Raw genomic sequence first — 25,700 nt, forward strand, 5'->3', positions numbered from 1 at the left:
TTAGGAGGCGGGAACGGCCTGCACGAACCAAGGCGTCAGCCCAGCGACGTACAGCTAGTTGTGCAATCGTGTCACTTAGAAGCTGACACCATTCTCACCATCGCAATCATCTCGATCTTGCATCTAGCGGGGTTGAGTAACGGAGTTCAAAAGTCTGTGCGACCTGCGATCCCCGAACACGCACTGAAATTGGTTTTCGCTGACCATCAGAATCTGCATCCGCAATTGCTTCTCTATCGTGCAATACAAAATTAAGTTTCTTAATCCCTGCACCAAGAGGTTCGGTCGCAAGAACGAGAGACGCCGGCCCATCGACGACCACAACGATCGGGTTTTCACTGGAGTCAGCACACCTCAAAAAACCTTTCGCTACCCAAGTGCCATCATCGCTGCTGCGAAGAAAACGTAAAGAAATTGGGTGAACCTGAAATGCATCTTTCCTACTCAGGCTGATGGGAACTGTCAGAAATCCTGACCTATACTCCGTCACGATGGAAAGATTTCCGATGTATGGGAAATCGGTCGCAGATTCAGGCCAGCCAAGTTGGCAATGAAGCGAACTAGCTTTCCAGTCCATTCTCGACTTCAAGACAAAGCCGGACGGAAACCCTTCGAGTTCGACATACGGATCAGAAAGCGATTCGACCGTGGCACTTGCCTGCTTGGCACCCAATACGATGGGGACCACAAAGGACACAGAATTGCTTCCAACCTCTTTAACAAGGTCGATGAACCGCGTTCCAAAGCCTAGATAGTCCTGCAACTCGATGTCGTACGAAATCACCCCTTCGAGAATATCGCCCGAAAGGATATTGAAACTTCCGCCTGGATGCTTAGTTTGCGGCTCGTTGGACAACTCTTGTTCGATAGTGAACTCTACCTTTTCACCCGGCTCTACCACTGCCCTTGTGGGTGAGACTTGCGTACAAGAACACGACTTGTCGATACGATCGAATCGAATGGTCTCTGATGTCCCATTCCTCAGCGATGCAACAAACCGAATCTTGCGATCTTCGCTATCGGACGAGACGCTAAGCTTTGCCATCACAGGCATGAGTGGGCTATTTCTAACCAAGGCACCACTGATAACGGGTGGCACGTTTTCTTCAGCCCAAAGCAGCCCGGGCAAGAACAACACCGGAAGGAAGAAAAGCAATGGACGCCTTAAAAGATAGAATCGCATTATGCTCTCGCCAGATTCTTTGCGTTGACTTCGGCGCTAAACTAACAGGAAAAAGCGAGGGGCAAGCAACCTCGCTGTAGATTTCGTAAAACAGCACTTCCACACGTCATACAGCGGCATTAAAGAGGCTGACGCAGGTAGCTCAATAAGTGGTAGAACGCTTGCGGTGTAAGATCACGTTCGATACCGGCTGGCATCAATGAAACGGTCATGGTTTTCATGGATTCGATATCTTCACGATTGATGGTTGTTACTTTCCCTTCGGCTGCAATTAGCCGGACGGATGCTTCGTCTTGAGACAACACGATGCCAACCGCAACGCGGCCATCGAGCGTTAGTATTTGGACCTGTCGGTAACGAGACTCGATCGCAGAGTTGGGATCAAAGATGGCAGTAAGTAAAAACTCGTTGTCTCGGTGAGCAACTGTGGCGAGGTCCGGTCCGACCTCGAAACCTTCACCGTTGAGTCGATGGCACGCGGCGCAAACACGACGGTAGACCGCCCTGCCCTGCTCGATGTCATTATTTTTGTCTGAACCATCACCCAATGAGCTTCGGTTTGCATTCGCGTCGGATATCGCTTTGCGATAGCTTGAAATCACCGCCGCGACGTCACTGTTATGCGAACCCAATAACCTCTCGGCACGAACGCGGATGCTTTTGTCCGGGTATCCGAGCAAGCGATCACGCTGATGTGACACGAGCACGTTAGCATCGAGTGATCCCGATTCCATTTCGGCCAGCAAGTGCCGAATGGACTCGTTGCGTTGCAATACCCAATCCACACAACGAGATTGCAAACCTGGGGTTTGCTCAGGCAATCGCCGGATCAACTCTCGTCCTCCAGCTTCGCCAATCGATGCAACTGCGTCGACTGCCGCACGCTGAACCTCTGGTGCATACGCTGGTTCAATAAAACTCGCTAGACGCTCGACATCGGTGTTTCCATCAGGATATCCGCTTGCCAACAATTCTAACGCAGTCAATTGCCCTGCCACTGGCGACTTGACATCCTGAGCCGCTGCAACACAGTCATCCAAGACATTCATTAGGTCCGCTGAAACGCCCAACTCGTCCCCTTGCTCTCGCTTGGCTAATTGCGACCAATCTGACTGTGCAATCGCCCAAGCCGCGATGATCGCCGCTCGTATATCACTACGGTCTTTTGATGAAGCCCATTTTTCTACCAACTGCTTTGTCTCATCCGACTGTTCGGCGACGGCGGTCACCATTAGCGGCCTAAGCAGCTGGCGATCTCTCATTAACAACGACACACCGGCATCACTACCTACAAATTCCTGCAGTAGTTGCAGTGCAATCCCCGACGAGCTTGTCAAAACGACATCTCGTAGCTGGGGCCACTCGCTAGCCGAAACAAGTTGATTGGCGAGAGTTTGGGTTACCAGCTTCTTTCCGCGAAATTCAACGGGGAACTGCCCGATCGCCACACTGGCTTCCTTTCGCACCGTCGGATCACTCGACAAAAGACCATCGACGACGGCATTTAAGACTTGCTCGCTAGACAGCCAATCCTGGTGTGCATCCACTGATCCGATCAATCGCAATCCCACCACTTGCACCGACGAATCTCGATCACGAAGAACACCAATCAATCCGTCAACGTCCAAGTGTTGAAAACGAGCCAAACAGGCGGTTGCGGTCAAACGCGTGGTTGGCGATTCGGCTTCGGAAGCCATTTGACGAAGCGAGTCGACTTCTTCTTGCGAAAGCGTGTCGTGTCGCTGAATCATCTGGCTAAACGCCATATCACGAAGAACACCATTGGAGCTCGACAACGCGGGGATGCCATGACTCGCTTTCGCTTTCAGGACAACACTGGGTGAAGGAAGCGAAACGTCGGTTGCGTTTTGAGCGTCTTGTTGCGACGGAGGAATGATTCTCCAAATGCGTCCGCGTTCCTCGCCAGCACGCAGGTTCATTTGCGCTTGCCATTGGTCAGGAATCCATTCGGGATGCTCAATTACGTTGCGATACATGTCGACCACCCACACCGCGCCATCGGGTCCGGTAATCGCCTGCACCGGGCGGAACCACGGGTCCGTTGCCGCCAACCATTCGCTTGCGCGATCTCGTTCATGCCTATTCGCTACCAGAGTGTTTTCTTCCCACTCGATCACTGCTCGATGAACGAGGTTGTGCACCGGTTCGCAAATCAGCACGACGTCGGTATCCCATGATCGCGAACCCGAATGACCATCAAGCATCGCTTGACGTAGATTGGAATCGCGAACGGGCGAATGCGAACAAGCACTTGTAAATCGCCCCGCGGCAAATAGGTCGTTGTACCGTTGTGATGATGCCGTTGCAGGAAAGATGGGTGGCGCCGAAGCGGGTCTGGTCAGATCATTCACACCTAGAAACGCGTCGACATGTGAATTGCGATGCTGAACATGAGACGGCAGTGAAAAATGACGAAGGGGATGGCTGTTGTCACCTCCAAACCAATCTCCCCAATCATTTCGGTAGCGACCAAACTGTGTGAAGCCACTAAGACCACGTACGCGGCCGGACTTGATATCGATAGCAATGTCTTGGTGCGACACCTTCGTCTCTTGGCCGTTGATCACCGAACGAACCAACTTGGTGTCGTCGCCTCCGGCCAAATACAACCAACCATCCAATCCAAGGCAAAATCCGTTGGCCCGGTGCTGAGGATTAGCTTCTGCGAAGCCTTCGAAGAGCACATCATGTTGGTCCGATACGCCATCGGTATCCGTGTCGCGGTAGTACGTCAAATGCGGTGCAGCGGTGACCAGGATTCCATCACCCCACGGCATAGCACTGGTAGGATACGACAATCCGTCACAAAAAGTAACGGCTCGGTCGTAGGTGCCATCGCCATCATCATCAAACAAGTGTTTGATACGTCCGCCATTTTCACCCAGTGGATAGTCACCCATTTCTACGACCCACAAAGAGCCATCCTTGTCGAACGAAAGATGTATCGGGTCAGCGATCAACGGTTCGGATGCGGCCAATTGCACCTTCCAGCCTTCGGGGACTCGGATCGTCGACTCGGCTTTGTCTGCGGGAACAGGCTCATCGTTACCGGGCTCGCTGAGCATCTGATGGACGCGTTCGATGATGGCGTCTTCCGTTCCGGTGGCCCACCGTCCGGGCAATAGGTAATAGATCATCGAATAGTCAACTTCGTAGCCTCCTTCGCTTCGCATCCGCTCGCTGGCGACGTACCCAAAAACATCATTGGAGTACGCGGAAGACCAGGTGCGGACAGGAGCGAGTTCCTGTTGCAAACGCAACGCGTACTCAGCCACGACTTCGCCACCGAAGAAAATCATCTTGAGTGAAGATGCCGATTCGCCATCACCAAACTGCCATGTTCCGATCGGCATTGGGTGATTGGCGGGCAAACGATTTCGCTCTTCAAATATCTTCAACATCGCATGGGCGTGTCGTCGGGTTGGCACATCGTCGGACTCAGTTTGCGCTTTGAGTTCGTCCTTCGTTGGCAGGTCAAACCGAAGTGCCAATCGAGTGAACGAAGAGTTCTGGAAAGCGCCTAGTTCCTGCATCGGCCCTTGGATCACGTTACTAACTACACTCGCGAGTTCACGACCGTGTTCCAACGCATGAGCGCGTTCACCACGAGGCGACGGATTCGCGTCGGCTCCGCAACCAATCGTGCATAGCGCAACAACCTCTCCGCCGGATTCAATCTGCCGAGCGGCATCGCCCGCCCATTCACTACACACTTGATTGAAGTCGGGACCAAGCGTGGTGCAATGGCACGCATAGTTGAACACGACTCCTAAGAGCTTACCGTTGGTGTCCTCAGCACGAATCACGCTGACTCGGTGGTCCACTGGCCCATCTTGAGTTTCCCCAAACGCTGCCCATTTGCCGTCTCGGATCACTCGCCGGTTGATGGCAAAGGTTGCCTTGCCTTCGCCAAAGAACAGTCGTCCAGGCTTCATTGATGCGATCGACGCATCAATACAGTCGGCAACTTGTGCCTTGACCCACTGCGTGTACTTCAACGTCTTCTCAGATTCTTCATCCGTCATCGGTTTAAGCAGTAAGTTGCTTAGTCCGCCGGCGATCTTCGGAGCGGTGTGATTGTGCGTACTGCAAAGCACGAAGTCGGCACGTTTGATCGCATGCTTCTGGGCAACCTGACCAAAGATTTCATCGACGACGGTTGCAGGCAAACCGATCGTGTCGACGCTAACCAAAACTCGAATCGGGCCATCGGCGTCGCGAAACGCCAAGGATCGAGCCGCAAGTGGACTGTCCACCGATTCGAAAGGAAGATCGCGCCGTGAGTATCCACTTAGTCGCAAAGGATCCGAAGGTGTAACGTCCACCTTGGCCACGCCAACCAGGCGTGTCACGGATTCATCAGCGTGAACCAGCGAGCACGCATGAAACAATAAACAAGCCAGCAAAGCGAACAATCGCATCTATACAACCCTTGGAGGAAGAAATCCCGAGGGCCGTATTATCACTTATCAGCCGGTCCGTTGCACGCGCAAAGGCTAGCCGCGTTTTTCGGAAATAATGCGATTAACCGCATTGAGCATCGCCAAAATCGTACTTTCAACGCTGTCCGTACTGACGCCGACGCCTCGGTAGCTCTTGCCTTTGTATTCGACTTCGAGATTCACTTCGCCGATCGCGTCGCGACCCAGGGTCGCACTACGGATTCGGAAGTCCTTACACACGACTTCGATACCCGTGATTTTTTCAACGGCGTAGAATGCTGCGTCGATCGGTCCATCACCCTGCTCTACCTGTTCGGTGATTTCTTCATCGCCATGCTTGAGCGTCAAATGTACTTCTGGGCCTCGGGTCTTGCCGCTCTTGACGATATAATCGACAAGCGTCCATTCTTCCTCGACGCTACCGCTGATCTTTTGTTGGACCAATGCGATAATGTCACCGTCGTAGATCTCTTTCTTTTTGTCCGCCAAAAGCTTGAACTGTTCAAACACCGCCACCAACTGTTCCGGTGTCAACGAAAAACCAAGCGTCTTGGCCCGATCCGCAAGTGCTGCTCGTCCGCTGTGTTTGCCAAGGACCAAGTCAGTTTTGGAAAATCCGACGTCCTCGGGTGACATGATTTCGTAGGTACTTCGTTCCTTGAGCATTCCGTCTTGATGGATCCCCGATTCATGTGCAAACGCGTTGCGTCCGACGATCGCCTTGTTGCGTTGAACCTGGATTCCCGTCGTCTTGCTCAGTAAGCGGCTTGCTGGAACCAAGCGTTTGGAATCGATCGCGGTGTTGCAGTGATAGAAATCGCTGCGTGTCTTAAGCGCCATGACGATCTCTTCGAGCGCAGCGTTTCCGGCGCGTTCCCCGATCCCATTGATCGTGCATTCCACTTGCCCCGCCCCCGCTTCCACAGCCGCCAAGCTGTTCGCCACTGCCATACCCAAGTCATCGTGACAATGAGCACTTAAGATAGCCTTATCAATGTTGGGGACGCGATTACGAACCATCATGAAACGATCATAGATTTCACGCGGTGTGGTGTAGCCGACCGTGTCGGGCATATTGATCGTTGTGGCTCCGGCATCAATCGCAGCTTCAACCACGCGGCAAAGAAAATCATACTCAGTGCGGCAAGCGTCTTCGGGCGAGAACTCGACGTCGTCACACCGATTGCGAGCTCGTTTCACACCGGCGACGGCACGTTCGACGATCTCGTCGGGAGTCATTCGCAGTTTGAATTCGCGGTGTATGGCGCTGGTGGCCAAGAAGACGTGAATACGGGACCTTTTGGCGGGTGCAACCGCGTCGGCTGCCGCGTCAATGTCTTTGTCACTGCAGCGGGCCAAGCCGCAAATGGTGGACTCAGTGATCGTCTCGGCGATCTTCTTGACGGATGCAAAGTCCCCTGGGGAAGCGATCGGAAACCCAGCTTCGATCACATCGACACCCATTTCCTGCAGCAACCCCGCGACCTCGAGCTTTTCAGCCAAGTTCATGCTCGCTCCGGGCGATTGCTCGCCATCACGAAGCGTCGTGTCGAAGATGCGAATCAATCGCGGCGAAGCCGACGAGGCCTGTTCAGATTGATCTTGAGGAGCGGAAGTCGCGGTCGGATTGGACATCGTGAAATCTCGTTGAAAATGGGCTGAGTGCACAGCATAAAAACCCCATTGCGGGGCAACAATCAAAACCCGTTACCGGGTAACAAAAAAACCCCCAGTCGCCGGGCGACTGGGGGTTCGTTGTCTCGTGTTATTTGGCGGCCATCTTGCCGTCATCACAAACCCTCATCACCCGCCGAATTGGCGTCCCAGTAGGAGCGATAGGGTTAATAGATAGGTTTGCATAGCGATATGGTAGGCAAGAGTCGGGGGCAACGTCAATGGTTCACTGAAATCTCACGAATTCCCAAAGGAATGTAAAAAGCCAGCCTTTCAAAAAAGATCCTAACAAAGACCTGTGCCGATTCGTTGTAAAAAGCAAGTGCGGATAACGCGAGAGCTCGTGTCAATTCGCCGCTTTTCACACTCCTTCTTCATAGGTGCTCGTCATGACTCGCTATTTCTTGGCCGGACTCATTTTTGTCGGATCCTCTTGGGCTTGGGAAAAAGCCAGTGCTCAAGAAATTCGCACCACCGACACCAGTCAGACCGAATCGCCCAAAACTAAAACGAACAAGCCACCGAAAGCGAAACGCCAGATCAAACGCGGCATCAAATGGCTGGTCGCCGCGCAACAAGCCAATGGCGGCTGGGGCGCCGGCAGTCACGCGCACCAAGAAATTCGCGATCCCAACGCCGTTCCTACCGATCCAGCCACAACCGCATTCGCTGCGACCGCGTTACTAAAAGCGGGGCATACTCCCACATCAGGCGACTATCAAGATGCGGTTCGCCAAGCGACCGAAAATCTCGTCGCGACGGTTGAAGCAGCCGAGCCGAAAAACGCGAAGATCACGTCGCTTTCCGGCACTCAGCCGCAACGCAAACTCGGCGAGATGATCGATACCGCGATGACGGCACAATTCCTCACTCGCGTTGCCGAGCATCTTCCCCAAAATGACCCCTTGGCCAAACGAGTGGAAGCGGCTCTATCGGAGTGCCTTGAACGACTTGAGCGAACCCAACAAAAAGATGGTAGCTGGCAAGGTGGCGGCGGATGGGCGCCCGTCTTGCAATCGGCGATGAACTGCAACTCCCTCGAAATGGCTCTGGCGACAGGACGCAAGGTCGACGCCAGCAAATTAAAAGCGGCCAAGCAGTATCAGAAATCCAGCATCAACATTGATTCCGGCGCCGCGATGTCAGGCGCCTCTGGAGGCGTCGAGCTCTACGCGTTCGCCGGCGGACTGCGAGGTAACGCTGGCGACGCTGCCGAAGCTCAACAAGCCGTTGAGTCGGCTAAAGCAGCAGGCAAACTAGAAGAAGACGCCCCCGTCAATGAACAGTCTCTTCGAATTGCCGGAGTTTCAGAAATCCGAGCGAAAGAACTGGGCGATGCCACAGCGCAAAACCAATCGCAATTACGTCGACTATCTGACGAGCAGCTATTAGCCGGCTTTGGCAACAACGGCGGCGAAGAGTTCCTTAGCTATCTGATGACTAGCGAATCGCTCGTCATTGCTGGCGGCGAAGCATGGGACAAATGGAACAAGAACATGACAAGTCGATTGGGAAAGGTGCAAAACCAAGACGGCAGTTGGAGCGGTCACCATTGCATCACCAGTCCCGTTTTCTGCACCGCTGCTGCTCTGCAAGTCTTGCTTACCGAAAAGGACGTGGACCTGCTGCGTAAGATTGCGAAGCTAAAGGATTCAACTTCCAACGATGACGACGAACCTGCGCAAGGTAAGTAGTCATGGACACGATCTTCCACCGCCGAGGTTTCTTGGCAAGCGTCGTCACGATTGCCGCTGGTTACCCGGCGTACGCTAGCACACCGTTGTGTACGCTTCGTGATTCCCTAGCGTCCTACCTGCGAGCGTCTCAGCAGTCGGACGGACGTTGGGTGAGCCCCAACTATGGCGTCCTACGTAGCGGACAAGCGATGACGCCATTTGTGCTTGAGGCATTGCTGACGCACGAATCTCAATCACAATCAGTCAGTGCATCAACTAGTACGTTAGCCATCGCACCAAGCAGTACATCGAATCGGGCCCTGGACTGGATTGCGGCCAATCTTCGCGGTGGTTGTCTCGGCATGTCGGATCCTGACGTGATGGAATATCCCGTCTACGCGACTTCGCTCGCACTGAAGTGCTTCATTCAGGCTGGAAGAATCGATTCGCAACCAGCCAAAGCGATGCGAGCGTACTTGATTGGCCAACAGTTCAACCAAAGCCGAGGTTTCGAGCGAAGTCACTTGGCATACGGCGGATGGGGATTCGGTGGAGTTCACATCGACGGTCAAACGGGGCACATGGATATCGTTCACACACGATTGGCCCTCGAGGCAATTGCGGTGTCCGGACCGCCGGATACCCGATGTTTTGAACACGCTAAGCATTTCTTAAGGCTCATGCAAAAACACCCCAACGAAGATAGGCATCAACCAACCTCCGACGCGGGTGACGAAAAACCGAATCAAGATTCACCTCCTTTTGACGGCGGCTTTTATTTCTCCCCCGTCGTGTTGGGTGCCAACAAGGGGCGTGTCGTGCAATCGAAGTCGGCAAACTACTTTCGCAGTTACGCTACCGCGACGTGCGACGGTGTGCTCGCTCTACTCGCTGCAGGTGTTTCCCGTCAAGATCCTAGGGTTGTAGCGGCCGAGAACTGGCTGACTTCGAAAAAGGATTGGTCCTATCCCGAAGGCATTCCTCGTGACTATCCCGAACCTTGGGGAGAAGCGGTTTACTTTTACCATCAAGCTGTGCGGGCGGCTGCCTATCGACATCTTAATATCGATGGTCCTTGGCGAGAGGATCTTTGCGAGCGAATCCAGGCACAAGTCCGTTTAGATGGCAGCATCGTCAATCAAAGAAGCAGTCTGATGAAGGAGGATGACCCAGTGATGTGCACCGCGCTCGCACTCCACGCTCTCAACCAATGAGACAGCGAGATCAGGTCTGTTTATCTCAGAGTTTCGTTAACACCAAAGAACAGCCAATCCGTTTGGTCATGGTCTACTAGCGCATTAAAGGTCTTGATCGGTTCAACATGAACGTTATCGAATGTCGCTCGCAAAGCATCCGAAAAATCGCTGCTTTCCGCGTAAGACCACACCGCCAACACTCCGCCGTCGGCCAGATGTCCCTTGGCGTTGGCTAAGCCCATAGACGTGTAGAACTGATGTTCATCGTCGGCCAACTGATCACTCGGTGAATGATCGACGTCAATCACGATCAAATCAAATAGCTCACTAGGTTCACTCAAAAGCTTCTGATAGACATCGCCGGACGTAAGTTGCAGATGATCTGCAGCATTCAATTCTCCGGACAAAGGAATCAGATCCTCGCGCAGCCAGCCTAGAACCTGCGGCAGATATTCGATGACCTCGACGGACGTCACTTTGGAATGCTTTAGCAATTCCCAGGCGGTGTAGCCTAAACCGAAGCCGCCGACGAGTGCCTTTAAACTGCCACCACCATGGATCTCGACGGACCGCTGTGCAATGGCACGTTCTGAATCCGTGTTGAAACTGCTCATCAAGAATTCGTGGTTCAACGTCACTTCCGTCACCACCGTGCCGGGCTGCGACAACAACTCTCGTCGACGTAGACAAAGCGGTCCCAGTGGTGTGTCTTCGTAAGCCAGGATTTCTAACTTAGGTGAACTCATGGATCGGTTTCCAAGGTTAGAATTTGGCACAGGTTCGAATGTTAACGTACCTCACACGCAGCCCAGGAAGAATCCCTGGGTCCAACCACTGACAAGGCTTTTGCTGCGTGTGGTCGATCATCGGTGCAACAAATGCCCGCCCCAGCGACCGCAGTCGCGTTTGCTACTTCAGTCCCAACATCCGATCAAGTGAGTCTGCGGTCTGATAAACCAATGCTTCAGGGAAGTGTTGGTACGGATGAAAGTACTCGAACGTGAGGTAGCCGCTATAGCCAGTCTTATCGAAGGCTTCTAAAACGGCTGGCCAATTCGTGGTTCCATCGAGCAATGGACGGAACGCTTCCAAAGAATGATCACTGCTTTTTTTCGTGTACTCTTTCAAGTGAACGTTCTTTATTCGATCGCCCAAGATAGGTATCCAGTGTTCTGGAAACTGATACTCCATGATGTTTCCGGTGTCGAAATGCACGTGAACGTTCTCGCTCCCGAAGCTATCTACAAAAGCAACCATCTCCATCGGAGACATCAGAAAACCGTTGAAAAAGATATTTTCGATATTCAAGTGAACGCCAAGCTTCTCTGCTGAGGGCAAGAGCTTTCCGATAGATTCCCTCGCGCGAGCGTCACAGACATCATTCGGTGTTGGATCGTGATCGGGTCGCCATGGCATGTGGACTGCTCCGGGAACCACCAACAAGTTTTCCGTCCCCAAATCATGCGCCGCCTGAGCCATCTTGCCAGCTAATTCCATCCCCCTGGCTCGCTCAGCCGGATCATTGCTAGTCAACGGATACGGCCAGAACAAGAACGAGCAGACACCGCTAATTTCAATTCCAATTTGTTCGGCCATGCGGCGAATTTCGGTGAACTCCTTCGTGCCCGACTTGGGTGACAGCTCGCTGTCCAAGTCGTAGTTCAGTTCAATCGCATCGAACCCTGCATCTTTGGCAAGTTGCAAACATTGTTTGAGTGTCATTTTGTCAGGATACGGAAACGCCCATAAGTTAATGGACTTTTTCATGTCGTACTTGCGTTTTGGCACTGCGGCGCCCGTGGCGGACGATTCCGAAGAAACCGCGTCGGCGGCAGCAAAAGCTGCACTTCCGAAGGCGGCATAGGTCAGTAATTCGCGGCGGCCAACGGTGGCCTTGGGGAGCTTCGTCACGTGGCAGGATCCTCTTTGCATACAAGTGATAATCGACTGGCGAGCAAGCCAGCCGAAGCAGCGGTTAGAGTGGACTCACTCAGCGTATCAAAAACGACACCCAGGCGTGCCATCCAAGCCGGCGACGTCCACATTCACGCGCCGGCCATGTTCCCAGCCTCAGTCATCTTCCACGCGTTAGGCATCTTCCACGCGTTAGGCGAGATTCACGAATCAGTTGACACCGATGCGTCAGCCGATATCCAAGCCTTCGACTACCGAAGCACCGCTGGCTAAGCTGCCGTCGCCTTTGGAATGTCTTTTCCTTGTAGCTGGTAGACGTAGCGAAGCACTTCGGCAACGGCTTGGTACTGCTCGGTCGGGATAATGTCCCCCACGTCCACAGTTTTATAGAGCACTTGAGCCAACGGCTTTCGCTCGACGACCGGGATGCCGTTCTCCAGTGCAATGCGACGAATTTTCTGTGCCAAAACACCGGCACCTTTAGCAAGCACGACCGGGGCTGGCATCGATGTGGGGTCGTACTTGATTGCGATGGCAAGTTCAGTCGGATTGCTCACAACGACATCAGCGTTGGGAACCTCGGACTGAGCACGTTGCATCATCATTTGACGTTGGATGTGCTTCCGTTTGGCGGCCATCTGCGGATCGCCTTCGGATTCTTTCATTTCATCGCGAATCTCTTGGTCGGACATCATCAAGTCCTGCTCATGTTTCCATTTCTGAAAGGCGTATTCGAGTAACGCCAACACAAAAAGAGCACCGCCAATCCAAACACAGGTTCCCATCAGTGAGCTGAACATCAGGCTGGCAATTTGAGGAATGCTCAGACCCGCCAATCCCATGATCTGCGGGCTATACCGACGAAGAGCGGCGTACGCTACCGCAGCAATGATAAGGACCTTGAAGATACCAAAGCCTAACTTGACAACGCCCTGGATCGACAAAATCCGCTTGGCTCCCGCCAATGGACTGATGTTGCTCAACTTGGGCATGATCTTTTTGGTCGACAGCAGAAATCCAGTCTGAGTAAGGTTGACCAGAATGCCTGCGATGAACATTGCGAACAACAATGGCACTGCAATCGCGGCTAGCTTCGCTGCGTCGCGTAACAACCAATTCGTCGCATCACTGGGTGATATGGATTCAATACTGGTGGTCGATAGTGCGTCCACCATCATCGACGCAATTTTTTCACACGCGGGCGGACCGAAGGTCCACAAGGTCGCCAAACCCGACAACAGCATGGCCGCGGACATCAAATCTTGGCTCTTGACGATGTTGCCGTCTTCACGCGCCTGACGCCGACGTTTGTCGGTAGGTAGGTGCTTCTTATCTCCACTGCTATCGGACATATGCGATTACCACAGCTTCCCTAAGCGGACGGCAACTTGCGCCAATTCGTCCTGAAAAATCAATCCAGCCGAGCCAATCGTCAGCGCCAAGACGATCAACATCGACAATGCGTTGATGCTTAGTCCGATAGCCAACACGTTGATCTGAGGCAACGTGCGACTGACAAGCCCCGTCACCAAATTCGCCAGTAATAGTGCCGCGACTACGGGAGCAGCGACACGAATGCCGGCGATCATTCCCGCCGTCAACTGATCGACGACCAAGGTCATCATCGAATCCGAAAATTCAATCTGCCCAGCCGGCAACGCCTTAAAACTATCCAACAATAGATTTAGTACTAATCGGTGTCCTCCCACGGCCAACATGATCGACGTCACAAGCAACCCGACCAAACGAGCGATCGAGGGCATGCTGCTTGCAGTTGTCGGGTCAATCGCATCACCAAGTTGCATGCCGCCGGTGCTCGTAATGGCTTCGCCGCCGAGTTGCATGCCGGTAATGATCAATTGCACCGTCGCACCAATCAACATCCCGATCATGCCTTCGCGAGCAATCGCAATCGTTAGATCAATCAAATTATCGATCCGCGGAAGCGCCTCTGAGGACGTTAGATTCGCAACCGCCGGCATGAGTAACGTGGTTACAAGAATCGCCAGGATCGCACGCACTCGTTTGGGGACGCCCACTCCCACCGCAGGCATCGCCATCAACAACAAACTCAGGCGAGTAAGGATGAGCACCCCTAAGATGAGATGGTCAACGAACCACTGAGTCAGTTCAGAAATATTGACCGGTTCCATCATGCATCCTCATGTTGCGAGTCGGCTGAAATCGCTGCAGAGAACATCACGGGACAGATGTATTTTCGAAGATGATACGAGTGAAGTCGAGAATCCTTGTCATCAGCCAAGGCAAGCACGCAACTAAGACCGCAGCCATCGCAAGCAACTTGGGCACAAATGAAACCGTTTGGTCTTGGATTTGCGTCAGAGCCTGAATCAAACCCACGGCCAAACCGGCTGCCATCCCCACCAACAACATCGGCGCAGCGATCACGACTGCGGTTAGCAGTGTCGCACGGCAAAGGTCGAGAGCAGAGGATGCATCCATAGTTAACGTATTGCGAAGTTGAATTCGGAAGATTGGTGTTTAGTGAAGACACTCGAAACGGGCAAAGACTTGTTCGAACGGATCTTTTGGTTTGCCTGAGATCCGTTTCAGGCTTTGAAACTTGGCCTATCCAATGGTTCCAAAACTGTTCATTAGCATCGTGACCACCATGTGCCAGCCATCAACAAGCACAAACAACAACAGCTTAAAAGGCAGTGAGATCACTTGAGGCGGTAGCATCAGCATCCCCATCGAGATCGTCACGCTAGCGACGACCAAGTCGACAATTAGAAACGGAAGAAAGATCCGAAACCCCATCAGAAAGGCGACCTTCAATTCGCTTAGGATGTAGGCTGGCAACAATACGCGCATGGGCACTTCTTCAAATGTGCTTGGTAACGCAGCATCGGGGTCCATGTACGAGTAAAACAGGATCACATCGTCGGTGTTCTTGGCTTGCCAAATCTGTTTCGACATGAACTCCCGAATCGGAAGCGATCCTGCCTCGTACGCCTCTTCGAGAGTCATTTCGACTTCGGGATCGGTGTAAGGCTTAATCGCTTCGTCATAGACTTTCGTCCACACCGGAGTCATCACAAACATGGTCATGAACAGGGCAATGCTGGTCATGACTTGGCTCGGTGGCAAGGATTGCAAACCAATGGCTTGTCGCAGCAATCCCAGCACCACAATGATTCGAACGTAGCACGTCGTCATCAAAAGCACGGCCGGCGCTAGGCTTAGCACCGTCAGAAGCAACACAACTTGCAAGCTACTGGCCATGCCCTCGGGACTGGTCCAATGCTCTGGTCCGCCAGCAAGGTTTTCGAGTCCGGGAATATCAACCGTCATCGGTCGCGGTTGGACCAACTGCGGCGACGGGGTCGATGATTCGCCTTTTGGCTCGGCGATTTCCGTCACGGCATCGCCTGAATCTGGCTGCCCCGACTGTGCTTGCGCAGGCCCAGCGTCTGCGACCAAAGTCACCCACGCCATCAGTGCTAGCAAAGCCAATCGAAACAAAATCCTGCCGCTCCATCGACCGAGATCCGAACGATGCGGAGGTTAGGAAATTCAGAGTCCTCAGCGGAAGGCTGATGTCGGACAAAGGATGTCCAAACTTGAGCGAAATGGGAACAAACCGCAAAGAAATTTGGCGAGAAGGATAGCCGACAAGAAAGGCGACCCAATCAATGGACTCGCACGAACTCGATCGCAGCCTAGGACCCTGGGTAGAGCTGGTACAGCATCACATAGACCATCACGCCAGTTATTGACACGTACATCCAGATGGGAAACGCGTAGCGGACGAGTTTCTTGTGAGCCACAATTCGTCCTGTCTTCGCCAGATACACGGCCCGCAAGGCCAGGAACGGTACCGTCATCGCCAGGATCAAATGACTGCCCAGGATGCTGAAGTAGGTGTAGCGGACCGAATCCGCTACATCGGTCGGAAAACGCTTGTTCGGTTCGCCCGTGGCCTGATACAGGGCAACCTTGTGAAACAGGTACAACGCCAAAAAGATACCGCTAACGACCAAGGCCGACAGCATCATCTTCTTGTGGACCCGAGCCTTGCCCTGCTTGATATTGATCAGGCCCAAAGCCAGCAGAACCGTAGCGATTGCGTTAAGCGATGCGGTCGCGTGGGGCAGATTGTCCGCCAAGAATTGCCAGCTCATTTCGATTCTTTCTGTTGGAGCATCTCACGGATCTTGACTCGCAACTTTTCCATCTGCGGTTCTTCAGGCCAGTTGTAAAAGCCCTCGATTTCACCATCAGCATCGACTAACGCAAATCGTTCAGTGTGGAATTGCTTGTTAACGGGTTGACGAAAAATCTCTCCGCCAATCCGTCGAATGTAGTTCAATTCGCCGGTTAAGAACAACCACTGCTGTTCGTCGGCACCGAAGCGAGCGGCGTATTCCTGCAATCGTTCGGGCGTGTCGTTTTCTGGATCAACCGAGATAGCAACAAACTTAATGCCCTGCCCTTGAAACTCGTCCTGCAGTTCCTTGATTTTCTGGTTCTGCTGAACGCAAATGCTAGGACACAAACTGAAGAAGAAACTGACAATGTACGGCTCCCCCTTTAGGTCTTCGCTCTTGATCAACTTGCCACTTCGTTCGGTCAATTCAAAGCGGCTTAACCATGCTTCGTCTTCAGGCGGATGAGTTGGTTCTGGATTTTCGACATCCACGACCTCTACCTTCTCACCGGGTGCTTCCGTATTGGTATAGACCACATCATCGGGTGCTAGTCCCGATGGCGTGGTAGACGAGTGACGCGTCGATCGAACTACCAATCCAATCCCAAGACCAACCAAGAGGATGCATACGATGTTGATGAATGTTTTCATGATATCTATTTCGCTAAACGATCACGTCGACTTTACGATTGCCCCGCATTAACCACCATGCGAGCGTCGTGGTAACAAACGCCATTGCAATTGTGACCACCCAACAAATCATAGGCGAAGGTGCAAATCCGTAGGCGGCAAAGTCAATCGCGGGATAAAGCAACCGTCGCATTTCAACCATTGAATAGCTCAGCGGATTCGCTCGCATGATGCTGCCCAGGACCCATTGCCCAACACTTGCTCGAGCATCCAAGCTCGGGATGGGAAAGAAGGTTCCTGCCAACAACCACATCGGCATCAAGCCAAGCATCATGATTGCGTGGAACCCCTGGGTGCTGTCCATTGGCCATGCAACGATCATTCCCAGCGAGCACATCGCGACGGCCATTAATGCCAGAAGCAGCAACAACGGCAAAACCGTCCATGAAAGGGCTGCCGTCCCGAACGCGTAGACCAAAGCCAAGAAAACGATCGCCTGCACCCACGCGATGGCCGAACCTCCGACCACTTTGCCAACTAGAACCGGCCAACGTCCCACCGGTGCAACCAGCACCGCTTGCATGAATCCCTCGCGACGATCTTCAATGACAGAGATCGTGGCAAAGATTGCCGTGAACAAAACAATCAACGCGATCGTTCCCGGCAGGAAGAACTGCATAAAGTCGAGTTCTCCGGCTCCCGAGAAAGACCCTTTCAATCCGGTCCCAAACAGCAACCAAAACAATAAAGGTTGAGCTATCGCAGCAGTCACGCGATTCCGCTGACGAAAAAATCGCGTCCATTCTCGCCTAGCGAGCATCCATGATGCTCCGATGCCATCGGAAACCTGGTACGTCTTAGCGGATACGTTGGGCGTTTCGGCGGCACTCATGAGCTCGTTCCCACCAATACTTTTGCCGATTGTGATTCATCAAACCGCAGCCCCGTTTTGGCTACAAAGACGTCTTCCAAGCTCGGCCGCCCCACGGTGATCGATTCCATGGCGTCGCCCAGGCGGTCCATCAACTCAGGCAAGAGCGGCGATGGGTTTTCACTTTGGAAGCGGATCTGATGGTTCACCAGTTTGGCATTCAATCCAAACTCTTCGTTGAGTACTCGTAGTGTCCCGGCGATGTCCGGACTGCTGATCGTGACAACCGACTCTCCCATCTCGCTTCGCAATTGGTGAGGAGAACCTTCCGCGATCTTTCGACCCTCGCACAAGATTGCGACACGGTCAGCCTTATCCGCCTCTTCAAGCAAGTGAGTCGTCAATAATACGGTTGTGCCTTGTTGGGCCATGGCCTTTATTGCATCCCACAGACTCAATCTCGCTGATGGATCGAGCCCCGTGCTAGGTTCGTCTAGTAGCATCAACGGTGGCCGGTGCAACATTCCTTTGGCAAGTTCCACCCGTCGCTTGAGTCCACCCGATAGCGTCTCACACAAAGCACTTCTTCGATCACCTAAATCGAGCAAACTTAAGACTTCATCGCGTCGGTCATTCAGTTCTTTGCCTGTGATTCCATACAACGCTGCTTGGCATGCGATGTTTTCGTCCACCGTTAGCTTTTTGTCCAAGCTAGGTGACTGAAACACTATTCCGATGTTGGCCCGAACGGCGAGTGGATTCTGCTTGGCGTCGAAACCGGCAACGGCGACGGTACCGCTTTGGACCGGAAGCAGAGTACAGATCAGTCGAAACAGCGTCGTCTTACCACTGCCATTGGGTCCGAGCAACGCTACGATTTCGCCAGCGGGGATATCAAGATCTATGCCACGCAGTGCTTCATTGGCGGGCGAACCCTTTTTGCCAACGTATTGATGATGCAGTTGACGCACGCAAACAACGGGGGCAACGCTAGAGGACATGAGTTGGTCCAAGACTGGCCTACCAGAACACGCGAAGCGTGACGATCAGCAATACCGCGGGCAGCACCAGCAGCGAAGAACGCAACAGCTTTCGCCCGGTGATGTCATCACGGGAACGGAAGAATAGAACCGACGCCTTCAACATCGGGTAAACCGAAGCAAACACCAACATCGACGCAAGGTACGCTAGAAAACCCGAATCTCGAATGAAGCAAAGTGCTATCCCGCAAGCAATCAGCACCAGCGAACCGACGATTGCTTGAATGGCTGCACTTAGACCGGTCGGCTCCACAGTCGTACTCATTTGAAAACCAGCTTCGTCATATTGCCGACGATACAACCATGCGATTGCCATGAAGTGCGGGTACTGCCAAGCGACCAAAATACCAACGAGCAACCAACCACTGGCGTCACTAAGTGCACCGCCGCATGCCGTATACCCGATCAACACAGGCAAAGCGCCCGCGATCGCGCCGACGGTCGTGTTCCAGGACGTGCGAGTTTTCATCGGTGTATAAACGACGACGTAAGTCAACCAAGTCACAACGCCGCACATCGCCGGGACCATTCCAAAGAACTGCCAAAGGATCGTCGTGCCGATGATTCCAATCGCGGCCGTGAATGTCATCGCCGCGGTAAGTGACATGCGTCCGGAAGGTAACGGACGAGATGCCGTTCGCGTCATTTCTTGGTCAATGACACGTTCCCAAACTTGATTTGCTGCGCCCGCACTGCCAGCCACCATTCCGGTTCCGATCAACAACCAAACAAGCGACATTGCAGGAACGAATCCGCCCGCTCCCATTAACGCCGTTGCGACCGTGGTCACTAAGATCATCGTGACAATGCGTGGCTTTGTCAGCTCGACAAAATCCTTCGCGATGGCTTTGGCCGACATCTTTACTCGCGATTGAGTGGATGCAAAATCGCTCGACGTCGTCTCTTCTTGCAAAGTGCCCTGCCCTACCAACACCATTTTCTCGGCCGACGAATGTCCCGTCGTTAGCTCGTCGGCCATCAAAAGATCGGTCGCCATAAGGTAGAGGTAAAGTTGGGGGAAAAGAGGTAGCGAGTTTAAGTAGTTGCCAATTCGGAAACGTCATCCGCGGTATCACGCGGACGCTGCGATGAATGGGAAAGCGAGGAATGATCTAGTGTCGATTGACGATAACGATGCCTGAGCAATCGAACCCACAACATGGTCGATACCGCCAAAATCAGCGACCCCGTCGCGACATGGGCCGTCACGATGATCGAGTCGACAAATCCCTTCGCACGAATCAAGAATGCCTCGGATTCAGGCACCCACATCATGAACGAGGGCCAGCCATAATTAACCACCCAGGTTCCGATGCCAAGGGCAATCTGCAGCCCCACTAAGCCTATCAAAATGCTGCTGGGCCGCGAGAGCGTCAAATCGCCGCACCGCCGCAGCTTTCCCCAAGTGAAAGCTGTAATCGCCCACAACAAGAACGCCATCATGATGTGAGTCGACACGATTCCAGCGAAATGGCCGGGCGATGCGGCGGGCTGAACGTGCCGCAACATCGCTCCGAGCATCAATTGTGTGTAGCTAAGCCCCACCAGCGATCCCGCCAAAATCGCTGGAAACTTGCCCAAGCGTCGTTTCTCGACCACATCACCGTCTCGCCAATAGCGACTGGTCACGACAGCGACCGCGACACAGACAGCAAAAAACGCCGGCCCAAAGCAACCGTGGACCATCGCCAACGTGCGATCGCCCAATACGACACGCATTCCCCCCAAAAGTCCCTGAGCGATCACCATTACCAGCAGTGCGACGCAAAGCCATTGCACCCAGCGGCGAGACTCTATCCAAAACGCGGCAACCACAATTCCAATCGCAACCAAGCCGACCACCGCACCAAGCAATCGGTGGCCATGTTCGATGAACAGATCAAACGGTCCCGCAAGCCACGTTTGATAGGGATACAAGAACAGATTATCGCCGTAGGTTTCCGGCCAATCGGGAACCGCCATCCCGGCATCGTAAGTCGTCACCAATCCTCCCACCCAAATCAATGGCCAAACCAAACACACAGCCAACACAACGAGCCGATGCAATGCTCGGGAAGCAGGACGTGAATCAGATGAGAGGGAATCCTTAGACATAGATTTCGCGTTCGCTTATTTCCTATCGCTTGTTTTTCGGTCGTGAACTTTCTCAGCCGTAATGCCACCCAGCACACAACCGGTAATTCCGAACACGGCTGCCGGAACCAGCCCAGCATATCCAAGCAAGTACATTGCCGCCCAACCGCTAAGCAAACCACTGATGGCACCGATTTGCCGATAGCGTTCTCGAGTCATAAAACCTAAATCACTCATTCAGCAGCACCCGAAAGGGATTGTACGTACCGAACGAGGTCCGCAATTTGACTTGCAGTGAGTCCAGTTCCATTTTCAGTCTCGGCAACGGCAACGCTAGGCATGGGAGTCCCAGCGATACCTTGCGTGATTCGGCGATACAGCGTTTCAGCATCACCGCCGCCCCGAAAGACACCCAACGTCAATCGACGCGGCTTCGCAAGTCGTGGCGTCGGCGCGCCCGCTTTCTTGAACGGACGCATCGCATCCCGATCCGCCGGCGATAGACCAAGACGCGTCGAATACTCTTTCGCCCAATCGTCGTAGTCCAACGTCACCAAGTCCGCTGCCCCGCCCTGGCCATGACAACCCACACAATTAGCGATTTGGCCGTGAAAGAATGCTTCGCCTCGTTGAATTGACGAAGCCAGTTCATCACCACCTAGCGTTGGGATCGAGGGAACTTGAACCACTTGATCGCTTGCTTGCGACCATGAACGAGATACTGACTCAACGACTGAAGCAATCGTTGTACCACCATCAGTCGGCTGATGAAGCACGAGCTTTGCGTCATCGTCAATATCGCCGGCCCCGTAACCCAAGTCGTCCACCGCGGCCGCCATCAGCGATCGTTCGATTTCGCCACGAATGGATAGGTAGACAACGTAGTCCACCAGAGCGTTCAAGTCGTTCGGATCAATGAGCGCAAACGAAGGCATGCCGCTTCCCGCAACGCCGTTGTGCAACACTGCCAATAAATCATCGCGAGTCGGCTTAGCCGTGCGAACGGTCGACTTCCACTTAAACACGCCAGGCCTAAAATCCCGCGGATAGGGGTTCTGGAAAACACTTGCTGGTCCCGCGCCGCTACCGTTAAGCGCGTGACAGGTAACGCAGTGCTCGCGAAAAAGACCTTTGTGAGTCCCATCCTTCTCACTCGATACCGGGCCGGCGGCACGAGCAAGATTCTCAACGTTCATGCCTAGATCATCCGGCATCCACTCGATCGGCCACTTTGGTTCATCGGGCGTGCCAAAGAGCGACTCAACGACCACAGCCACGTCTTCGGTGGCCTGATCCATCTCGGCGTCACGGCTCTTCGCCAGCGTCAACGACCACACGTGGTTGGTTGCAAACGACCCCACTGGCGCATCACAGCCGACCAGGATGGCGACGAACGATAAGAGAACGAGGGATCGCATGAAATCAGAAAGAACGGGGAACGTGAACCTACCGAAGATTGAACCGTCAGACGTCACCCTTCGCAAACGCGCCGATTGTCGCATCCGGGACATTCGCCGCGACTTTTTCAATTCTCAAACGCCGTGGGTGGAATCGCGATGGTGCAAGCCTGATCTTCCCGGCTGCCCAGACTGATCGAAAGCCTGCCTCTTTCCACAGGCGTCGATTTTCCGTCGACCAATACCGAATCGAACTTCGCCAATTCGTGCCAAAGCCGCAATCCAACCGTCTGCCCAGCGGGAAGGTGATCTAGGACTACTTTGCCCGTCGAGTCACTCAGGCCGGCAACGGGGCTATCGGGAACAGCAATGAAGGATTGCATCCAGGGAAATTGCTGGCAACCTACCGCCGCAGGCGTTCGCTCACTTTGCTTGACTGCAAAAGAGTGAGCACGATCCTTGGGAACCGCCACGGCAACGTAGGGATTGTCGAAAAAACGTATCTGGACGATATGACCGAACACATCACGATTGGCAAACTCAATTGAATCACCAGCTCGGGCGAGCACGACATGCGGATCAAAACGGCATCCCTCACAACGAATAACATGCGTCTGCGATAAGGATGTCGGCGGATTCTGGGTTTGCAAATCAGCCGTCACAAGGATGTTTGCGATTCCAAACGTCGAAGGATCAACGATCAACGATTCGTCCACCATGCCGGGGTCGCCACAAAACACAGTCGTCTCACCGATCGTCACTGGCCTTGGTCCCGGGATGGAGCCGTCATAGACGAACTGAATCGACAATTGGCAAACGGACTGCACCGCGTGCGGAGTGGGTGACTGAGTGGAAACTGGGATCGCAGATTGAGCATCCGACTGAGCGACACCTTGATCAGCGACTCGAGCGGGCGGAAGGTCCACGTGCTGATGCTCCGCCGACTCAAAACAACCCTGACTCAACAAAAACGGCACTGTCAAAGACAGCGCCGTCGTTAGATTCACAAGGGTTGATTTGTGACGAGTGTTAACCACCAAGGGTGATCGTCCCGAAATCGTTCTCGCCAGGCTTGATTTCGATTTCCAACGCACCACGTTTCAGCTTGACTTTCTCGCCGTTGACGTCGACTTCCTTAAAACTAACGCTTTCGTGAAAAATACGAAAATTGAACTTCTCACCCGCGGGTAATCCCTTGATCGTGACTTCGCCGTTGTCGTCGCTAACGCTGACGAATGGGTGATCAAGAACAACAACATAGGACTTCATCCAAGGGTGGATGTTGCAAGTCACATTGGTCGGCGCGGGTTCAGCATCGGTCAATTCAACCGAAACCGATTGCCCAGCCGGGATGTTGGGGTTCTGAGCCTTGTTGTTGAAGAACTGCATATTGGCGTTGTGGCCAACTTCGTCGGGATTGTCCACCTTCAACGTATCACCCTTCATGGCCACGGCGATGTGTGGCTCGAAGCGGCAATCTTGGTTAGCAAGAACCACGACCTTCGGATCAACAGGAGCAAACTTTGGTGCCGGATCTCGACGTCCGGTGTAGACGTAGAAGACAACGTTCTTGATGCCGTTGTTGTCTTTGTTGACCAACAAGCTCTCGTCGATCAAGTCGAACTTCCCACAATACTGGGCGTCGGCTGTCACATTTGTCTTAGCAGGCGTCGGTGCATCACCGGCGTATTTGAAAGTGACCTTCAGATCGCCAGTTTCTGCCGAGGCGGACGAAGTCCCCAGGAACCCGCCAAGCCCGATCGTGGCAGCAGCAATCAAACATGCAGTTAAGTTTTTCAAAATCGTATCTCCGAAAGAGTCGGTCGCTTGGGTGGATTCGGTTGGAAGCGGGCCTCGTCATAAAAACCGCGAGGCACTCCGTTTTGCGAGGTGGGGAAGCCGTCACGGCCAGGGGTGCAAAACGTCCTAAAAATGTGCTTGAGGGCACCTCCTTGAGTATAAGCAGGTAAGGCAAGAAGTCTACCACTGAGCCGCCTTTTGAAGCGGCGTCCAACCGCTTAGGATGCGTCCCGCAGACAAAGTCGCTTCGACTGGCGGCCCATAAGCACTCTCTTGGTGGAAAACATGAAAGTTTTGATCGTTGGTAATGGCGGACGTGAACACGCGTTAGCGTGGAAGCTGGGTATGTCACCGAAAGTCACGAAGGTTTTCGTCGCTCCTGGCAACGCCGGCACCGCGATTGACGCCACCAATGTCAACATTCCAGTCTCGGACAAGGCCGCGATCGTCAAATTTGCTCAAGACAACGAGATCGCTCTGGCGGTTGTGGGCCCGGAGGCCCCCTTGGTTGACGGGCTCGTCGATGACCTCGAGAACGCCGGCATCCTGACCTTTGGCCCGTCAGCCGCTGCCGCTGAACTGGAAGGCAGCAAAGTGTTCTGCAAAAACATGCTGCACACCGCCAACATTCCGACGGCGAACTACCGCGCGTTCCGAGGCGGCGATGACGCGATGCGGTACATCAAGGAACGCTACCCCGAACCAGGCGAATCGGCCTACGTCGTCGTCAAAGCCGATGGCCTTGCTGCGGGCAAAGGCGTGATCGTCTGCAGCACCAACACCGAGGCGTTCGATGCGATCCAACGAATATGCGGCGACCGCGAATTTGGTGACGCGGGCAACGAATTGGTCATCGAAGAACGACTGATTGGCCAAGAGGCTAGCGTGCTAGCGATCACCGATGGCGAAACCATCATCACGCTTCCAGCGGCCCAGGATCACAAGCCCGCCTACGACGGCGACAAAGGACCGAATACGGGCGGAATGGGGGCCTACTGCCCGACCCCGCTTATCGACGAAGACATGATGCAACGAGTCGAGGAAGACGTTCTGGTCCCGATCGTTCACGCCATGAAACGCGCGCGTCGACCGTTCAAAGGTGTTCTTTACGCCGGACTGATGATGACGGCGGCCGGCCCCAAAGTGCTTGAGTTCAACGTCCGATTCGGTGACCCCGAATGCCAACCGTTGCTGATGCGATTGAAAAGCGACCTGTTTGACATTCTTTGCGCAGCAGCACGTGGACGCCTTTCCGAAATTGATAGCCTTGAATGGGACGAACGCCCAAGTCTTTGCGTCGTAATGGCCAGCGAAGGGTATCCGGGATCCTACGAAAGTGGTCGAAAGATTACCGGTCTCGATGCAGCCGACGCGATTGATGATGTCAAGGTTTTTCACGCGGGCACCAAAATGGAAAATGGCAACGTGGTGAACGCTGGCGGTCGGGTGCTGGGTGTAACCGCCATGGGCGATTCCATCAGCTTGGCAAAACTGCAAGCGTACAAAGCCGTCAAAGAAATTCGTTGGCCGGGTGCATGGTGCCGTAAAGACATCAGCGACAAGGCACGTTGATCGCGCCGCTTTCACCCTTCAGCACGGCAAGCTGCAAGCC

At 53.7% G+C, this 25,700-nt stretch carries 23 protein-coding genes; 4 read left to right on the forward strand and 19 right to left on the reverse strand.

All coding sequences use genetic code 11. The annotated features are described in order from the left end of the window. Window positions 1–106 precede the first annotated feature (106 nt). The 3 genes from Pla22_RS03765 to Pla22_RS03775 all read right to left on the reverse strand — a co-directional run bounded on the left by Pla22_RS03765 (window position 107) and on the right by Pla22_RS03775 (window position 7,281). A complete protein-coding gene (locus Pla22_RS03765) occupies window positions 107–1,183 on the reverse strand; it encodes a DUF1573 domain-containing protein (RefSeq protein WP_146513422.1) in 1,077 nt (358 codons plus the stop codon). 119 nt (window positions 1,184–1,302) lie between these two features. Next, complete coding sequence (locus tag Pla22_RS03770) at window positions 1,303–5,625, reverse strand: neutral/alkaline non-lysosomal ceramidase N-terminal domain-containing protein (protein ID WP_146513423.1); 4,323 nt, start codon at window positions 5,623–5,625, stop codon at window positions 1,303–1,305. Between the two features lie 75 nt (window positions 5,626–5,700). After that, a complete protein-coding gene (locus tag Pla22_RS03775) occupies window positions 5,701–7,281 on the reverse strand; it encodes a 2-isopropylmalate synthase (RefSeq protein WP_146513424.1) in 1,581 nt (526 codons plus the stop codon). A gap of 428 nt (window positions 7,282–7,709) precedes the next feature. Here Pla22_RS03775 and Pla22_RS03780 point away from each other — a divergent pair, with 428 nt between their 5' ends. After that, complete coding sequence (locus Pla22_RS03780; protein WP_146513425.1) at window positions 7,710–9,014, forward strand: hypothetical protein; 1,305 nt, start codon at window positions 7,710–7,712, stop codon at window positions 9,012–9,014. Window positions 9,015–9,016: 2 nt separating this feature from the next. Beyond that, window positions 9,017–10,210 (forward strand): prenyltransferase/squalene oxidase repeat-containing protein, encoded by a 1,194-nt coding sequence (locus Pla22_RS03785; protein WP_146513426.1) that lies wholly within the window; start codon window positions 9,017–9,019, stop codon window positions 10,208–10,210. A 20-nt stretch (window positions 10,211–10,230) separates the two neighbouring features. Here Pla22_RS03785 and Pla22_RS03790 read toward each other — a convergent pair whose 3' ends face one another. Together Pla22_RS03790 and Pla22_RS03795 are read right to left on the reverse strand one after the other, a co-directional pair. After that, window positions 10,231–10,938, reverse strand: a complete 708-nt coding sequence (locus Pla22_RS03790; RefSeq protein WP_146513427.1) for a spermidine synthase family protein — start codon at window positions 10,936–10,938, stop codon at window positions 10,231–10,233. A 163-nt stretch (window positions 10,939–11,101) separates the two neighbouring features. Beyond that, on the reverse strand, window positions 11,102–12,103 hold the full coding sequence (locus tag Pla22_RS03795) for a sugar phosphate isomerase/epimerase family protein (protein WP_242631776.1): 1,002 nt from the start codon (window positions 12,101–12,103) through the stop codon (window positions 11,102–11,104). Here Pla22_RS03795 and Pla22_RS03800 point away from each other — a divergent pair, their 5' ends adjacent. Continuing rightward, window positions 12,104–12,379: a hypothetical protein gene (locus Pla22_RS03800; protein ID WP_146513428.1), complete on the forward strand. Its 276-nt coding sequence runs from the start codon at window positions 12,104–12,106 to the stop codon at window positions 12,377–12,379. On the opposite strand, the gene flhB is transcribed toward Pla22_RS03800, so the two are convergent. From flhB to Pla22_RS03870, 14 genes are all read right to left on the reverse strand, one after another. Next, complete coding sequence (gene flhB, locus Pla22_RS03805; RefSeq protein ID WP_146513429.1) at window positions 12,376–13,458, reverse strand: flagellar biosynthesis protein FlhB; 1,083 nt, start codon at window positions 13,456–13,458, stop codon at window positions 12,376–12,378. The genes Pla22_RS03800 and flhB overlap by 4 nt on opposite strands. A 6-nt stretch (window positions 13,459–13,464) precedes the next feature. Beyond that, entirely contained in the window at window positions 13,465–14,259 is a 795-nt protein-coding gene (locus tag Pla22_RS03810; RefSeq protein WP_146513430.1) for a flagellar biosynthetic protein FliR, read from the reverse strand. A gap of 46 nt (window positions 14,260–14,305) precedes the next feature. Beyond that, complete coding sequence (locus tag Pla22_RS03815) at window positions 14,306–14,569, reverse strand: flagellar biosynthetic protein FliQ (RefSeq protein ID WP_146513431.1); 264 nt, start codon at window positions 14,567–14,569, stop codon at window positions 14,306–14,308. A gap of 126 nt (window positions 14,570–14,695) precedes the next feature. After that, a complete protein-coding gene (gene fliP / locus Pla22_RS03820) occupies window positions 14,696–15,592 on the reverse strand; it encodes a flagellar type III secretion system pore protein FliP (protein WP_390620242.1) in 897 nt (298 codons plus the stop codon). 197 nt (window positions 15,593–15,789) lie between these two features. Beyond that, window positions 15,790–16,251 carry a DUF420 domain-containing protein gene (locus Pla22_RS03825; RefSeq protein WP_146513432.1) on the reverse strand — a complete coding sequence of 154 codons (462 nt, stop codon included), beginning with the start codon at window positions 16,249–16,251 and terminating at the stop codon, window positions 15,790–15,792. Continuing rightward, window positions 16,248–16,928, reverse strand: a complete 681-nt coding sequence (locus Pla22_RS03830; protein WP_146513433.1) for an SCO family protein — start codon at window positions 16,926–16,928, stop codon at window positions 16,248–16,250. The genes Pla22_RS03825 and Pla22_RS03830 overlap by 4 nt, the downstream gene beginning before the upstream one ends. A gap of 13 nt (window positions 16,929–16,941) precedes the next feature. Further along, window positions 16,942–17,799, reverse strand: a complete 858-nt coding sequence (locus Pla22_RS03835; protein ID WP_146513434.1) for an ABC transporter permease — start codon at window positions 17,797–17,799, stop codon at window positions 16,942–16,944. After that, entirely contained in the window at window positions 17,796–18,779 is a 984-nt protein-coding gene (locus Pla22_RS03840; protein WP_146513435.1) for an ABC transporter ATP-binding protein, read from the reverse strand. Before Pla22_RS03840 ends, Pla22_RS03835 begins: the two co-directional genes overlap by 4 nt. A gap of 19 nt (window positions 18,780–18,798) precedes the next feature. Further along, window positions 18,799–19,815 carry a heme o synthase gene (cyoE, locus tag Pla22_RS03845; protein ID WP_146513436.1) on the reverse strand — a complete coding sequence of 339 codons (1,017 nt, stop codon included), beginning with the start codon at window positions 19,813–19,815 and terminating at the stop codon, window positions 18,799–18,801. A 38-nt stretch (window positions 19,816–19,853) separates the two neighbouring features. Beyond that, on the reverse strand, window positions 19,854–20,912 hold the full coding sequence (locus Pla22_RS03850) for a COX15/CtaA family protein (protein WP_146513437.1): 1,059 nt from the start codon (window positions 20,910–20,912) through the stop codon (window positions 19,854–19,856). Window positions 20,913–20,927: 15 nt separating this feature from the next. Continuing rightward, window positions 20,928–21,128: a hypothetical protein gene (locus Pla22_RS03855; protein ID WP_242631778.1), complete on the reverse strand. Its 201-nt coding sequence runs from the start codon at window positions 21,126–21,128 to the stop codon at window positions 20,928–20,930. Next, window positions 21,125–22,309, reverse strand: coding sequence for a cytochrome c (locus Pla22_RS03860; RefSeq protein WP_146513438.1), 1,185 nt, complete (start codon window positions 22,307–22,309; stop codon window positions 21,125–21,127). Before Pla22_RS03860 ends, Pla22_RS03855 begins: the two co-directional genes overlap by 4 nt. A gap of 107 nt (window positions 22,310–22,416) precedes the next feature. After that, the gene (locus Pla22_RS03865; RefSeq protein WP_146513439.1) at window positions 22,417–23,214 is read right to left on the reverse strand and encodes a cupredoxin domain-containing protein; all 798 of its coding nucleotides are present in this window, start codon (window positions 23,212–23,214) and stop codon (window positions 22,417–22,419) included. A 103-nt stretch (window positions 23,215–23,317) separates the two neighbouring features. After that, window positions 23,318–24,088: a cupredoxin domain-containing protein gene (locus Pla22_RS03870; RefSeq protein ID WP_242631779.1), complete on the reverse strand. Its 771-nt coding sequence runs from the start codon at window positions 24,086–24,088 to the stop codon at window positions 23,318–23,320. A gap of 276 nt (window positions 24,089–24,364) precedes the next feature. Here Pla22_RS03870 and purD point away from each other — a divergent pair, with 276 nt between their 5' ends. Next, entirely contained in the window at window positions 24,365–25,660 is a 1,296-nt protein-coding gene (gene purD / locus Pla22_RS03875) for a phosphoribosylamine--glycine ligase (protein WP_390620243.1), read from the forward strand. The last annotated feature ends 40 nt before the right edge of the window (window positions 25,661–25,700 follow it).

Source organism: Rubripirellula amarantea (assembly GCF_007859865.1).
Taxonomy (GTDB): domain Bacteria; phylum Planctomycetota; class Planctomycetia; order Pirellulales; family Pirellulaceae; genus Rubripirellula; species Rubripirellula amarantea.

Excerpts from the sequence above, each read along its gene's own strand:
- Pla22_RS03835 (WP_146513434.1), bottom strand. The coding sequence starts at position 17,799 with ATGAGTGCCGCCGAAACGCCCAACGTATCCGCTAAGACGTACCAGGTT.
- Pla22_RS03765 (WP_146513422.1), bottom strand. The coding sequence starts at position 1,183 with ATGCGATTCTATCTTTTAAGGCGTCCATTGCTTTTCTTCCTTCCGGTG.
- Pla22_RS03850 (WP_146513437.1), bottom strand. The coding sequence starts at position 20,912 with ATGTCTAAGGATTCCCTCTCATCTGATTCACGTCCTGCTTCCCGAGCA.
- Pla22_RS03770 (WP_146513423.1), bottom strand. The coding sequence starts at position 5,625 with ATGCGATTGTTCGCTTTGCTGGCTTGTTTATTGTTTCATGCGTGCTCG.
- Pla22_RS03840 (WP_146513435.1), bottom strand. The coding sequence starts at position 18,779 with ATGTCCTCTAGCGTTGCCCCCGTTGTTTGCGTGCGTCAACTGCATCAT.
- Pla22_RS03855 (WP_242631778.1), bottom strand. The coding sequence starts at position 21,128 with ATGAGTGATTTAGGTTTTATGACTCGAGAACGCTATCGGCAAATCGGT.
- Pla22_RS03815 (WP_146513431.1), bottom strand. The coding sequence starts at position 14,569 with ATGGATGCATCCTCTGCTCTCGACCTTTGCCGTGCGACACTGCTAACC.
- Pla22_RS03780 (WP_146513425.1), top strand. The coding sequence starts at position 7,710 with ATGACTCGCTATTTCTTGGCCGGACTCATTTTTGTCGGATCCTCTTGG.
- Pla22_RS03860 (WP_146513438.1), bottom strand. The coding sequence starts at position 22,309 with ATGCGATCCCTCGTTCTCTTATCGTTCGTCGCCATCCTGGTCGGCTGT.
- Pla22_RS03775 (WP_146513424.1), bottom strand. The coding sequence starts at position 7,281 with ATGTCCAATCCGACCGCGACTTCCGCTCCTCAAGATCAATCTGAACAG.
- flhB (WP_146513429.1), bottom strand. The coding sequence starts at position 13,458 with ATGTCCGATAGCAGTGGAGATAAGAAGCACCTACCTACCGACAAACGT.
- cyoE (WP_146513436.1), bottom strand. The coding sequence starts at position 19,815 with ATGGCGACCGATCTTTTGATGGCCGACGAGCTAACGACGGGACATTCG.
- Pla22_RS03810 (WP_146513430.1), bottom strand. The coding sequence starts at position 14,259 with ATGGAACCGGTCAATATTTCTGAACTGACTCAGTGGTTCGTTGACCAT.
- Pla22_RS03790 (WP_146513427.1), bottom strand. The coding sequence starts at position 10,938 with ATGAGTTCACCTAAGTTAGAAATCCTGGCTTACGAAGACACACCACTG.
- Pla22_RS03830 (WP_146513433.1), bottom strand. The coding sequence starts at position 16,928 with ATGAAAACATTCATCAACATCGTATGCATCCTCTTGGTTGGTCTTGGG.
- Pla22_RS03825 (WP_146513432.1), bottom strand. The coding sequence starts at position 16,251 with ATGAGCTGGCAATTCTTGGCGGACAATCTGCCCCACGCGACCGCATCG.
- Pla22_RS03785 (WP_146513426.1), top strand. The coding sequence starts at position 9,017 with ATGGACACGATCTTCCACCGCCGAGGTTTCTTGGCAAGCGTCGTCACG.